The organism is Hymenobacter tenuis (assembly GCF_054780495.1).
Map to the genome: position 1 here is coordinate 723,798 of NZ_BAAGWF010000001.1, position 12,589 is coordinate 736,386.

Annotated in this window: 10 protein-coding genes; 4 read left to right on the top strand and 6 right to left on the bottom strand. The window is 54.8% G+C overall.

Translation table 11 applies throughout. The features are described 5' to 3' along the window. The first annotated feature begins 66 nt into the window (after positions 1 to 66). Together ftsA and ftsZ are read left to right on the top strand one after the other, a co-directional pair. Positions 67 to 1,470: a cell division protein FtsA gene (ftsA, locus tag ACYVGU_RS03175; protein WP_460620873.1), complete on the top strand. Its 1,404-nt coding sequence runs from the start codon at positions 67 to 69 to the stop codon at positions 1,468 to 1,470. A gap of 115 nt (positions 1,471 to 1,585) precedes the next feature. Next, positions 1,586 to 3,109, top strand: a complete 1,524-nt coding sequence (gene ftsZ, locus ACYVGU_RS03180) for a cell division protein FtsZ (RefSeq protein ID WP_460620874.1) — start codon at positions 1,586 to 1,588, stop codon at positions 3,107 to 3,109. Between the two features lie 83 nt (positions 3,110 to 3,192). Here ftsZ and ACYVGU_RS03185 read toward each other — a convergent pair whose 3' ends face one another. From ACYVGU_RS03185 to ACYVGU_RS03205, 5 genes are all read right to left on the bottom strand, one after another. Further along, complete coding sequence (locus tag ACYVGU_RS03185; protein ID WP_460620875.1) at positions 3,193 to 3,405, bottom strand: hypothetical protein; 213 nt, start codon at positions 3,403 to 3,405, stop codon at positions 3,193 to 3,195. A gap of 219 nt (positions 3,406 to 3,624) precedes the next feature. Then, positions 3,625 to 4,152 carry an NADPH-dependent FMN reductase gene (locus ACYVGU_RS03190; RefSeq protein ID WP_460620876.1) on the bottom strand — a complete coding sequence of 176 codons (528 nt, stop codon included), beginning with the start codon at positions 4,150 to 4,152 and terminating at the stop codon, positions 3,625 to 3,627. Positions 4,153 to 4,303: 151 nt separating this feature from the next. Further along, on the bottom strand, positions 4,304 to 5,059 hold the full coding sequence (locus tag ACYVGU_RS03195; RefSeq protein ID WP_460621989.1) for a succinate dehydrogenase/fumarate reductase iron-sulfur subunit: 756 nt from the start codon (positions 5,057 to 5,059) through the stop codon (positions 4,304 to 4,306). Between the two features lie 117 nt (positions 5,060 to 5,176). Beyond that, on the bottom strand, positions 5,177 to 7,111 hold the full coding sequence (locus ACYVGU_RS03200; protein ID WP_460612503.1) for a fumarate reductase/succinate dehydrogenase flavoprotein subunit: 1,935 nt from the start codon (positions 7,109 to 7,111) through the stop codon (positions 5,177 to 5,179). Between the two features lie 19 nt (positions 7,112 to 7,130). After that, on the bottom strand, positions 7,131 to 7,805 hold the full coding sequence (locus ACYVGU_RS03205) for a succinate dehydrogenase cytochrome b subunit (protein WP_460620877.1): 675 nt from the start codon (positions 7,803 to 7,805) through the stop codon (positions 7,131 to 7,133). 237 nt (positions 7,806 to 8,042) lie between these two features. On the opposite strand from ACYVGU_RS03205, the gene ACYVGU_RS03210 reads away from it, so the two are divergent. Beyond that, positions 8,043 to 10,898 carry a T9SS type B sorting domain-containing protein gene (locus tag ACYVGU_RS03210; RefSeq protein ID WP_460620878.1) on the top strand — a complete coding sequence of 952 codons (2,856 nt, stop codon included), beginning with the start codon at positions 8,043 to 8,045 and terminating at the stop codon, positions 10,896 to 10,898. Between the two features lie 237 nt (positions 10,899 to 11,135). Next, on the top strand, positions 11,136 to 12,023 hold the full coding sequence (gene fabD / locus ACYVGU_RS03215) for an ACP S-malonyltransferase (protein ID WP_460620879.1): 888 nt from the start codon (positions 11,136 to 11,138) through the stop codon (positions 12,021 to 12,023). Between the two features lie 77 nt (positions 12,024 to 12,100). On the opposite strand, the gene folK is transcribed toward fabD, so the two are convergent. Then, positions 12,101 to 12,586, bottom strand: a complete 486-nt coding sequence (gene folK / locus ACYVGU_RS03220; protein WP_460620880.1) for a 2-amino-4-hydroxy-6-hydroxymethyldihydropteridine diphosphokinase — start codon at positions 12,584 to 12,586, stop codon at positions 12,101 to 12,103. Positions 12,587 to 12,589 lie beyond the last annotated feature (3 nt).

Below are 12,589 nucleotides of genomic sequence, written 5' to 3' on the forward strand. Positions count from 1 at the left end.
TACCTTAAAGCGAATTAGCACCCTTTCCTCCTGCAATCAACCGCAACCCTCTCGCTTCCCCCTCCCATGCAACATGATAAAATTGTAGTCGGTCTCGACATTGGCACCACCAAAATCTGCGCCTTGGTAGGGCGTAAGAACGAGTTTGGCAAGCTCGAAATTTTGGGCATGGGTAAAGCTGTGTCGGAGGGGGTAGTGCGCGGCATTGTGTCGAATATCGACAAGACGGTGGACGCCATCAGGAAAGCCATCCGCCAGGCCGAGGAACAGTCGGGCATCAACATCGGGGTAGTGAATGTGGGCATTGCTGGGCAGCACATCAAGAGCCTGCAGCATAATGGCAGCATTACCCGCGCTTCTGCCGAAACGGAAATTACCGTGGACGATGTGAACCGCCTGACCAACGATATGTATCGGCTGGTGACGCCGCCCGGCTCGGAAATTATCCATGTAATGCCGCAGGATTACAAGGTAGACTACGAGGAAGGTATTCTGGACCCAGTGGGGATGTCGGGTGTACGGTTGGAGGGCAATTTCCACATCATCACTGCCCAGAGCACGGCTATCAACAACATCAATAAGTGCGTAACAAAAGCCGGCCTGGAAATCGACAACCTGATTCTGGAGCCGCTGGCTTCGAGCATGTCGGTGCTGAGCGATGAGGAAAAGGAAGCTGGTGTGGCACTGATTGATATCGGCGGCGGCACTACTGACCTGGCTATCTTCAAAGACGGCATCATCCGGCATGCCGCGGTGCTCCCGTTCGGCGGCAACATCATCACGTCAGATATCAAGCAAGGCTGCCTGGTAATGCAAAACCAAGCCGAGCAGCTCAAAGTGAAGTTCGGTAAAGCCATTGCTGAGGAAGCTTCGGAATATGAAATCGTAAGCATTCCGGGCCTGCGCGACCGGGCACCTAAGGAGATTTCTCTGAAAAACTTGGCCTACATCATTGAGGCCAGGATGGAGGAAATCATTGAGCTCGTGTACGCTGAGATTCAGCGCTTGGGCTTCCAAGATAAGCTAGCGGCCGGCATCGTGCTGACCGGTGGCGGCTCGCAGCTCCAGAACTTGGTGCAGCTAGCTGAGTATGTAACCGGTATGGATACCCGCATCGGATATCCGAACGAGCACTTGGGCAAGAGCAAGATTGAGGCTGTGAAGTCGCCAATGTATGCTACTACCGTGGGCCTAGTGCTGGCGGGCTACCGCTCCATCGATGACCGTATTGCCCAGCGTGGTTATGAAGAGCCCGAGCAGAATTACTACCGTGCGGCAGCTCCCGAGGTTCGGGCCACGCCTGCACCGGTAGCCGCTCAGCCGGTAGCCCCGCAACCGCAAGCGCAGCCAGCACATCAGGCCGCAACTGAGCAGCCCAAGAAATCGTCAGGGGCCGGCGACTTTTTCCAGAAGATCATCAGCCGCACGAAAGGGCTGCTTATCGATGACTTCGACGACAAGCAATACTAGGTGATTGGGGTCTTTGGGGCTTCAGGCGGCGTTTTTCAAGCATCATTTACGCTTACCCCGCCTGAAGCCCCTAGTGCCCAGACTCCAGAATCCTAAGACCCCAAGAACCCAACTCATGAACTATACTTTCGATATTCCGGCGCAGTCCAAGTCAATCATTAAGGTGATTGGCGTGGGGGGAGGCGGCTCCAATGCCGTGAACCACATGTTCAGCCAGGGCATCAAGGACGTGGAATTCGTCATTTGCAATACCGACAAGCAGGCCCTGGCGTCTTCTACGGTGCCCAATCGACTGCAAATAGGCGCCGACCTGACCGAAGGGCTGGGGGCTGGTGCTAACCCTGAACGGGGTAAGCAAGCCGCCATTGAGAGCCGCGAGCAAATCCGGGAGCTGCTCAGCAACGGCACCAAAATGGTGTTCATTACGGCTGGTATGGGTGGCGGTACCGGTACCGGTGCTGCACCGGTTATTGCTAAGGTTGCCAAGGAGCTAGGTATCCTCACAGTTGGCATCGTGACGGCGCCCTTCATGTTTGAAGGCAAGAAGAAGCGCCAGCAGGCAGAGCAAGGTATCAAGGAGCTAAGCGACAACTGCGATACGGTGCTGGTGATTCTTAACGATAAGCTGCGCGAGATATATGGCAACCTGCCTATTCGCTCGGCTTTCGCTAAGGCTGATAACGTGCTTAGTACGGCTGCCAAATCCATTGCCGAAATCATTACGGTAACGGCAGATGTGAACGTGGACTTTGAAGACGTGAAAACCGTCATGAAGGACTCGGGCGCAGCCGTTATGGGTAGCAGCATCACGGAAGGTGAAAACCGCGCTAAGCGCTCCGCTGAAGAGGCGCTGGCCTCGCCGTTGCTGAACAACACGGACATTCATGGGGCGCAGAAAATTCTGCTCAGCATCATGTCAGGCGACCAGGCCGAGCTGGAAATGGATGAACTCACCGAAATCACGGAGTATATCCAGGATAAAGCTGGTCAGAACGCGGAGGTTATCTTCGGTCACGGCATCGACCCAACCCTAGGCCAGAGCATTCGGGTAACTGTTATTGCCACTGGTTTCGCCCGCGACGCGCACAATATCACCAACGTTATTGCGCGCGGCACAGAGCCTGAGTCGGCTCCATCACAGCCCGATCCTCAAATCAACATCTTTGACAAGGAGCGCCAAGATGCTCCGGCCATTCCAACATTCGGAACGCCTGTAGCAGCGCCTGCTCCGGAGCCACAGCCGGTAAAGTTTGACTTGGAAACGTCGCCGGCTCCTATTGGGTACGTGCCGCCAGTGGTGTCTGCACCATCCACGCCAGCCCCAGACCCAGTGCTTTATCAGCAGCAGCCCGTGGCAGCGCCCTCAGTGGCACCACAGCCGTCCGTAACGCATCATTCTCTGCCGCGCCCATCACTTGATGCTCGCGCAGAGGAGCGTCGTCAGCGGCTGCAGGCCCTAAGCAATGGCCTCACCAATGATGCTATGAAGGATCAGTTGGAAACTCCAGCCTATTTGCGTCGGCAGGTGAAACTGGAGAATGTAGTGCCCTCTTCAGAGCAAAACATTAGCCGCTTCAACCTCTCGGATGACAATGAACTGCTAGGTGATAACCGCTTTTTGCACGACAACGTGGACTAATCCAGCAGCAAACAGAGTTTAACCTCCTACATAACCTAGTACAACAAAACGCCCCTTCAGCTAGCTGAAGGGGCGTTTTAAGTTTAAGGGCGTTTAGCCGGAATGGAGTCGGTGGGGGAGGCCTGCTCCGGAGGCAGCGTATCGGAGGGTAAAACTGCTGGTTCAGCCAATTCCCGATCAGGGTTCAGGCCACCACCTTTCGTTGAACGCCGGGGAGTAAGGGTGCAGGCCGAAGAAAGGAGACCAAGGATGAGAAACAGGCTGAAGACGCGCATGATAACGAGCAGGAATGTCACAGTCTTCAGATACGCTGCACTTGGGGTGCCTAGTAAGCAAAAGATGGTGGTAAAGGAATCGGTTGTGCCAGTAGTTAACGAATAAGGATTCGTAACGTGAGTCTGGCCAAGCAACTACCTTCTAATATCGTGCTGGAAATATACTTTATTCTCCGTAACCTGAAATTTTCTTCCTCTGTAAGTTACCTAACGCTTAGGCACTACTAGGGTAGTAAACTGTTAGAAGGCCAGTAAATGCGTTACCTGTTCCCGAAGTACCTCCAAGTAAAGAGGCTCTGTAAGTTGTCCCTCTGATGTCAGGTGCTTGTCAATAAAGGGCAGCCGTACGCGCTGAGGCAATACGGCAGTACCAAGGTACATCAGCACATCGGTGAGGTGGTTGAGCGGGAGCAAGCCACCTTGGCCTCCGCTGCTTAGGCCTACTAGGGCGGCCTTTTTGCCGCGTATACCGCCTGGGTAGGGTAGGCCGTCAATAAACGCCTTTAGCACGCCCGGAAACGAGCAGTTATACTCCGGTACTACAAACACGAGCTTATCAGCGCTTTCGGCTAAGGCCACTAAGTGATTGAATTGAGCGTGCTGGCCGGTGTTGGCGTACAGCGCGGAGGTAGTGAAATCAAGGGGCAACTCTTTCAGGTCCAGCATCTGCGACGCTACCCCATGCTCGGCGAGCAAACGGGTATACAAGTCAGCTACGCGCCGGGCGCGGGAGTTTGGCCGGTTGGTTCCGGCAATGACGGTTATCATCAGGAGGTGTGTGCGGTTGGATATGAATACATTGCCAGCAGACAACTAATCAGCACGGCTCAGGTTTCGTTCTGCAACGCGAAAAACAAAAAAAGGCGAAACGGAAGTCCGTTTCGCCTTTTTTAAAGTGTCAACAGGTTACTCCCTGTGACTATGCCAGGTTGTTCGAGGTAGCCTTGGCCGACAAGAATTCGCGGTTCAGGATGGCAATGTTTTCCAGCGAAATGCCTACTGGGCATTCTGCGGCGCAGGAGCCAATGTTGGTGCAGGCGCCAAAACCTTCTTTGTCCATTTGCGCTACCATGTTTTCCACGCGCGACTTGCGCTCTACATGACCCTGGGGCAGCAACGCCAGCTGGGAAACCTTCGCCGAAACGAACAGCATAGCAGAGGCATTTTTGCAGGAAGCAACGCAGGCACCACAAGCAATGCAGGTAGCCGCTTCAAAAGCACGGTCTGCAATTTCCTTCGGAATTGGAATTTCGTTGGCATCAGGAGTGCCACCGGTGTTTACAGATATATAGCCACCTGCCTGAATAATCCGGTCGAAAGCAGAGCGGTCTACGCTGAGGTCTTTGTTGACTGGGAAGGCAGTGGCACGCCAGGGCTCAATGGTGATGGTGTCACCGTCATTGAACTTGCGCATATGCAACTGGCAGGTAGTGGTGCCAGCCTCTGGGCCGTGCGCCCGGCCATTAATGAACAGGTTGCACGAGCCACAAATGCCCTCACGGCAGTCATGGTCGAAAGCTACCGGCTCTTCACCGCTACGCAACAAGTCTTCATTCAGTACGTCCAGCATTTCCAGGAACGACATATCCGGAGAAATGTCCTTTACCTGGTAATCAACGATGCGGCCTGCCGTGGTGCGGTTTTTCTGCCGCCACACTTTCAGCGTGAGATTCATCGGTTTGGCATTGGGGTTACTTCCAGCCATTTTATTTCAAAGGTATTGAGTAGTGAGGGTTGGGTAGCGAGGTAGGGAGCAAAATCTAGGTGGCTGCTCCCTACTTTCTTTTCGCTACTACTTATAGCTGCGCTGGGTAAGCTTCACGTTTTCGAACCGAAGCTCTTCCTTGTTCAGTATTTCAGGCTGATTATCGCCTGTGTACTGCCAGGCAGCTACGTACGCGAAGTTCTCATCATCACGAAGGGCTTCGCCTTCTGGGGTCTGGTATTCCTCGCGGAAGTGACCACCGCAGCTTTCATTGCGGGCGTAGGCGTCGTCCACCATCAGTTCACCTAGCTCCAGGAAGTCGGCAACACGGCCAGCCTTCTCCAGTGCCTGGTTCATTTCGGTTTCGGTACCAACCAGCTTTAGGTCGCTCCAGAACTCACGACGAAGCTTCTGAATCTCCGCCTTAGCGAATTCCAGACCTGGCGCCGTACGCGCCATGCCGCAGTATTCCCACATGATGTGGCCCAAAGCTTTATGGAAGTCATCGGGAGTACGCGTACCGTTGATGCTCAACAGCTTCTGTACCCGAGCATTCACTTCAGCCTCAGCTTCTTTGAAAGCAGGGTGTTCGGTCGTAACAGGCTTTGGCGGCGTCTGGGCTAAGTAATCACCAATGGTGTACGGGATTACAAAGTAGCCATCAGCCAGGCCCTGCATCAAAGCCGAAGCTCCTAGGCGGTTGGCACCGTGGTCAGAGAAATTGCACTCACCGGTTGCATAAAGACCCGGGATAGTAGTTTGCAGGTTGTAGTCAACCCACAGGCCTCCCATGGTATAGTGTACGGCTGGGTAAATGCGCATTGGCTGCTCGTATGGGTTTTCGCCAGTGATTTTGGCGTACATATCGAACAGGTTACCGTACTTCTGCGCTACCGAATCAGCACCGGTCCGCTTAATGATATCGGCAAAATCGAGGTACACAGCTAGCCCCGAGGAGCCTACGCCACGACCTTCGTCACACATCTGCTTGGCATTGCGCGAGGCTACGTCGCGGGGTACTAGGTTGCCAAAAGCAGGATACTTGCGCTCCAGGAAGTAGTCGCGCTCTTCTTCTGGAATGTCCTGCACCCGAATCTGGCCGGCACGCAGGCGCTCAGCCATTTCTTTGGTAGCCGGCACCCATACGCGGCCGTCGTTACGCAGCGACTCCGACATCAACGTCAGTTTCGACTGGTAGTCGCCCGAAACCGGGATGCAGGTAGGATGAATCTGGGTAAAGCAGGGGTTCGCAAAGTAGGCGCCTTTCTTGTGGGCGCGCCACGGAGCCGTTACGTTGCAGTACTTGGCGTTCGTGCTCAGGTAGAAAACGTTGCCGTAGCCACCAGTAGCCAGCACCACGGCGTGGGCTGCGTGCTGCTCTATTTCACCTGTAATCAGGTTGCGCGTGATGATGCCGCGGGCTTGGCCATCTACAACTACCAAGTCCAACATTTCGGAGCGGGTGTAGAGCTTCACCTTGCCATATGCTACCTGACGGGATAGGGCAGAGTAAGCACCTAGCAAGAGCTGCTGTCCGGTCTGGCCGCGGGCATAGAACGTGCGGCTTACCTGTGCGCCACCAAACGAGCGGTTCGCCAGCAGTCCGCCATATTCCCGGGCAAAAGGAACACCTTGGGCTACGCACTGGTCAATGATATTTACTGATACCTGGGCCAGACGATACACGTTGGCTTCACGGGCGCGGTAGTCACCACCTTTAATGGTGTCATAAAACAAACGATGCACGGAGTCACCGTCGTTCTGGTAGTTTTTAGCGGCATTGATACCTCCCTGCGCGGCAATGGAGTGGGCGCGACGAGGAGAATCGTGATACGTGAAGGCTTTTACGTTGTAGCCCAACTCAGCCAATGAGGCAGCAGCCGAAGCCCCGGCCAAGCCAGTGCCTACCACGATAATGTCGTACTTCCGCTTATTAGCGGGGTTTACGAGCTTAACGTTGAACTTGTGCTTGTCCCATTTTTCGGCTAGAGGGCCTTCGGGAATTTTGGAATCCGGAAACATCGGCGGTCGAGTTTAGGACTTATTTAAAGAAGTAGAAGTAGATCGGCATGGCGGCAAAAGCGGCGCACACGATGATCGAAAACCCGTAGCCTACTAGCTTGATAGCAGGCGTATACTTGCGGTGGGTGAGGCCCAGCGTTTGGAAGGCGCTGCTGAAGCCGTGTAGCAAGTGGTAGAGCAGGGCAACTTGGCCTACCACATACAGCGCCACATAGAATGGGTTTTTGAACGCCGACAGCACCAGGGCATAGGCATCTTCGTTACCATTTGCGTCGCGCGGAACGTCCGTGAAGCGCAGAGAGCCGAAGAAATTGTACAAGTGTACAATCAGGAAGAAAAGCACAATAGAACCAAGCATAGCCATGCTACGCGAGTGCCAGGAACTGTTCTGCTCGATGTGGTCGGATACGTAACCTTGAGCACCACGAGCTGCGCGGTTTTTTGCGGCTAGTGCTAGGCCCTCGTAAATGTGAAAACCAAAGCCCAAAACCAGTACAATTTCCATTGTCCTGATAAGAGGGTTATGGCCCATAAACTCTGAGTAGGCATTGAATGCCGCCCCATTGTCTGCATTAAATAACTGCAAATTACCTACCAGGTGAACTACCAGGAAAGTGCAGAGAAATAGACCGGTAACGGCCATAATAATTTTACGGCCGATGCTGCTGGAAAAGGTTTTTGTAATCCAACTCATAGAGAGCTACTAAAGGGTGTGGGTAGGTCGGTTGTACCAGCCAAAGGTAGGCCCCAACCTAGTAGGAAACAATCTGAATAAGCCTTTCGCGTTAGAGTGAATCTATAGCTGGCCAACTCCGTTAGTACCTTGTGCCAAATCCTAACCGAGAGGCCTTGCTTTTTGTTAGGTTCTCGTCCGGTTTTTGCTGAACTTCCTCTCCCTCGTTCTCCTTCCGCTTAGTAAGACATTGACTTTATGAATATTTCGCTACTTAATCGCCCATTCCGCCTTGTGCTGATTGGGCTTTTATTTCTAACAGCCTGGCTGGGCGTAACTCCCGAAGCGCAGGCTACGCACCTTCGGGCCGGCGACATCCAGGCCAAGACGGATACGACTGCAGCCCGTAATCCACGGCGGATATTCTTTAAGTTGGTGCTCTATATTGGGGTAGGACAAGGCATTGCAGATGCTCCCGAGGCAACGCTCTATTTTGGTGATAATACCTCCCAGACCACGAAAGTTGTCAAAAGCACGCCTGTAACCTTAAACTGCGGCACAGGCACTACTTCCGGTATTCTTAGAAATGTATATTACTTTGAACACACGTATAATGCACCTGGTTCTTACTTAGTAAGTTATCTGGATGTAAACCGGGTGGGAGGGGTAGTCAACCTCACCAACTCTATTAACGAGTCATTCTATATTTCAACCCGCATTACTATTGACCCACTGCTAGGGGTAAACCGCTCACCTGTGCTAAATGCGCCTGCAGTAGATAGAGCAGGCCGGCGCCAAGTGTTTTTGCACAATCCCGCGGCCTCTGATGCAGACGGCGACTCCCTTGCCTTCCGGCTCCGGACCAGCCAGCGGGCAATTGTAAACGGTAATAGCACTATAGCCTCTACTGCCACCGGCTTTCGGTACCCCGATGACCCTTCATTTCGGGCAGTGCAGGTACCGTATGCTGGACCGCCCGTAGGTCAGCCGAACGCGGCCGCCATCTTCCAGCAAGACCCGATCACGGGGCAAATTGTGTGGAACTCTCCGGAACAGACAGGAGAGTACAATGTGGCCTTTATAGTGGAGGAATGGCGACGAATACCTGGGGCCCGCCCGCGCCTTATTGGCGAGGTAGTGCGGGATATGCAGATTACGGTTACGCAGGCTACCAACCTGCGGCCTACCATTACGGTGCCACCTGAGTTGTGCGTGATTGCCGGAACGCCTATTCCTCCTACTATTATAACGGCTACCGATCCGGATAATAACCCTGTGTTGCTGGAGGCTTTCGGCGGCATGTTTCCGCCGGCAACCTTTGTGCGTAACTCGTCTGGTCCGCCTACGGCCCAGGGCACCTTCAACTGGACCCCGACCTGCACCGATATTCGCTCGGAGCCGCATCAGGTACTCTTTAAGGCTACCGACCAGCCGGCGTGTACCACAACACCACTTATTGATCAGCGAACTTTAAGAATTCGGGTAATTGGACCGGCCCCGCAAAACCTACGGGTTACGCCCATAGGCAATACCGGCCGCCTCGACTGGGACAGTTATGCCTGCCAGAATCCGGGGGCTCAGATACTGATTTACCGGCGCGAAGGACCTAGTGGCTGGACGCCGGACGTTTGCGAAACCGGGATACCGGCCTCCCGTGGCTATGTGCAAATTGGCACCGTTGGAGTTGGCAGCCGCACTTTCCTGGATGATAACAATGGCCGGGGACTTGATCGGGGGAAGAACTACTGTTACCGCATTTATGTGCAGTTTGCTCGCCCCGCTGGCGGCCAGAGCATTGCCTCCAATGAAGCGTGCTTGTCACTGACTGGCACTCCTGCCCGCCTGACCAACGTAACGGTCGACCGGACGGATGCAGCTAACGGTCAGATTACAGTGCGCTGGACAAAGCCCACGTCTACTTCTGGCTTCAATGCGCCTTCTGGCTACCGCCTGTTCCGTGCACTAGGTCAGAATCCGGCCGCAACCGATTTCCAGCAGGTGTTTACTACCACCAATCTGGATCAGACTTCGTTTGTAAATACGGGCCTGAACACTACAGAAAATGCGTATTCCTACCGGCTGGAGTTTTACAGTGCCTCAGTGCCCGGTGGCGCCGAAATTGTAGAAACGGCAGGTCCGGCTTCTAGCGTGCGCGTTACCGCTACCCCCAATCCGCTGACCAACTCCATTGGTGTAACCTGGACCTACAACGTGCCGTGGGACAACTCGCAGCGGCCCACAACCATTTACCGGCGCGAGCCAGGCGGTACGTTTGTGCCCGTTGCAAAAGTAACAGGCACTACTACGGCTGGCGAGTTTACCGACCGCGGGACTACGGCGCGCCCCTTGACCCTGGGCAAAACCTACTGCTATTACGTTAAAACGAATGGCACTTACGATATCAGCCTGCCCGACTCGCTGATTAACCTGAGCCAGGAGCAATGCGTGTCGTTGCAGCCAGTGCCGTGTACGCCGGTGCTTACACTGAAGCCTACCAACTGCGACAGTTTGGCCAGCCGCTTGTTTGAGCTGCCTGCTACACCTGCTGGCGGGGAGGTATTTACCAACTATCTCAGCTGGACCTTAAGCAGCCAGCCTACCGCCGACTGTAGCCGTGACATTACGTCCTATATCCTGTTCTACGCCCCCAACGACACAGAGCCACTGCGGGAGCTGACGCGCTTGCCGGGTACTCAAACCAGCTATGCCCATCAGGGGCTAACGAGCGCCGCGGGTTGCTATGCAGTGCAGGCCATTGATGTGAATGGAGCGGTTAGTGCCCTAAGCAACAAAGAATGCAAAGACAATTGCCTGCTATTCCTGCTTCCAAACGTTTTCACGCCTAACGGCGACGGCAAGAATGACACGTTCCGGCCCAAGGTGTTCAGCCCCATTCAGCGCACCACAGTGAAAATATTCAACCGGTGGGGTACTAAGGTGTACGAAAGCGACAAAGACCCGCTCATCAATTGGACCGGCGGTGGCACTGGTGATGATTCCGGCTCTAGCGGCAAAGTATCGGAGGGTATGTATTACTACCTGGCCGAAGTGGAGTTTGCTGACGTGAACCGCACCAAGCGCACCTTCAAAGGATGGGTTCAGATTAACCGCTAGCCTAGCATTCAGGCCAAAGCCTTATCACGACTAGTAACAGGACGGTTCCGGAAGGAGCCGTCCTGTTGTGTTTTGGGGTCTTATATTTCGGGCCTGAAACAGTGCGCCAACCGGGCGGCCCTTTGGGCATCCGAAGCGTTTTATGCAGCTTGCAGCCTCGAGCGTCCTGCCCGCTCCGCGCCACTTTCGGGGCGAAAAGTACTTAGTATCCCACCTTACGAGTTTAACATCCACAGAATGAAAGCAGTTGTTTTTCCTGGCCAAGGAAGCCAGTTCAGCGGCATGGGTCGCGAGTTGTACGAGCAGCACCCCGAGGCGAAACGCCTGATGGACCAAGCCAACGACATCCTGGGCTTCTCGCTTACCGACGTAATGTTTAGCGGCTCGGAAGAAGACCTGCGCCGTACCGACGTAACCCAGCCCGCTATCTTCCTGCATTCTGTTGCCCTAGCTGCTGTTGTACCTGACCTGAAGCCCGCTATGGTAGCTGGGCATTCGCTAGGCGAGTTTTCGGCGCTAGTAGCGGCCAAGGTCCTGAAGTTTGAAGACGCCCTGCGCCTAGTAGCCCAGCGGGCGCAGGCTATGCAAGCGGCCTGCCTAGAGCAGCCTGGTACCATGGCTGCCATTTTGGGTCTCGATGATGCCACCACTACCCGCATCTGCGAGGAAATTACGGCCGGGGGCAACGCCGTAGTAGCGGCTAATTACAACTGCCCCGGCCAACTGGTAGTTTCTGGCTCGCAGCGTGGCATTGAGTTGGCGTGTGAGCAGCTGAAAGCGGCCGGCGCCAAGCGCGCGTTGCCACTGCCAGTTGGTGGCGCTTTCCACTCGCCCCTGATGCAGTCGGCGGAGGCAGCCCTGGCGGCAGCCATTGCGGCTACCACTTTCTCGGCAGGCATTTGCCCCGTGTACCAGAACGTGGATGCCGCGCCGCACACTGACCCCGACGAAATCCGCGAAAACCTGGTGCGCCAGCTCACGGCTCCGGTTCGCTGGACGCAGATTGTGCAGCGCATGGTGCAGGATGGCGCCACTGAGTTTGTGGAATGTGGACCCGGTAAAGTGTTGCAAGGCCTCGTCAAGAAAATTGCCCCCGAAGCGGCTGTGAGTTCAGCCACAGTGTAGGGCTAGTGTTTTTTTAGAAACCCGAAACGGGCCGTGCTGCAAGTACAGCACGGCCCGTTTCGGGTTTTACTAGGGTCTTAATTTCTCAGAAGCCGTACTGGCAACTTATCCTCGCAGTCATCCAGCAACTGAGCCACAGTGCAGTTCAACACCGGATGCACAAGATCCGGTGCAATTTCCGCCAGGGGCACCAGTACAAAGCGCCGCTCGGGTAGCCGCGGGTGCGGCACCGTCAGACGCTCGGTAGTGAGTACTTGGTCGTCGTAAAAGAGGATGTCGACATCGAGGGTGCGGGCGCCCCACCGGACTAGTCGTTCGCGCCCGGCCAACTGCTCCGTGTGCAGGCACACGTGCAGCAGCGCTTCTGGCGGGAGGGAAGTGTGCAGAGCCAGTGCCTGGTTCAGGAAAGCCGGCTGATCTTCTAGGCCCCAAGCGGCGGTTTCATACAGGCCGGAAACTGCTACCAAGGGGCCCGCTTCTGCTGTCAAGCACTGCACGGCTTCCTGTAAAATAGCAATACGGTCGCCGAGGTTCGAGCCGAGTAAAAGGTAAGCTATAGGCATAGA

Coding starts and splice junctions, on each gene's coding strand:
- ACYVGU_RS03210 (WP_460620878.1), top strand. CDS start 8,043: ATGAATATTTCGCTACTTAATCGCCCATTCCGCCTTGTGCTGATTGGG.
- ACYVGU_RS03200 (WP_460612503.1), bottom strand. CDS start 7,111: ATGTTTCCGGATTCCAAAATTCCCGAAGGCCCTCTAGCCGAAAAATGG.
- ftsZ (WP_460620874.1), top strand. CDS start 1,586: ATGAACTATACTTTCGATATTCCGGCGCAGTCCAAGTCAATCATTAAG.
- ACYVGU_RS03205 (WP_460620877.1), bottom strand. CDS start 7,805: ATGAGTTGGATTACAAAAACCTTTTCCAGCAGCATCGGCCGTAAAATT.
- folK (WP_460620880.1), bottom strand. CDS start 12,586: ATGCCTATAGCTTACCTTTTACTCGGCTCGAACCTCGGCGACCGTATT.
- ACYVGU_RS03190 (WP_460620876.1), bottom strand. CDS start 4,152: ATGATAACCGTCATTGCCGGAACCAACCGGCCAAACTCCCGCGCCCGG.
- fabD (WP_460620879.1), top strand. CDS start 11,136: ATGAAAGCAGTTGTTTTTCCTGGCCAAGGAAGCCAGTTCAGCGGCATG.
- ftsA (WP_460620873.1), top strand. CDS start 67: ATGCAACATGATAAAATTGTAGTCGGTCTCGACATTGGCACCACCAAA.
- ACYVGU_RS03195 (WP_460621989.1), bottom strand. CDS start 5,059: ATGAATCTCACGCTGAAAGTGTGGCGGCAGAAAAACCGCACCACGGCA.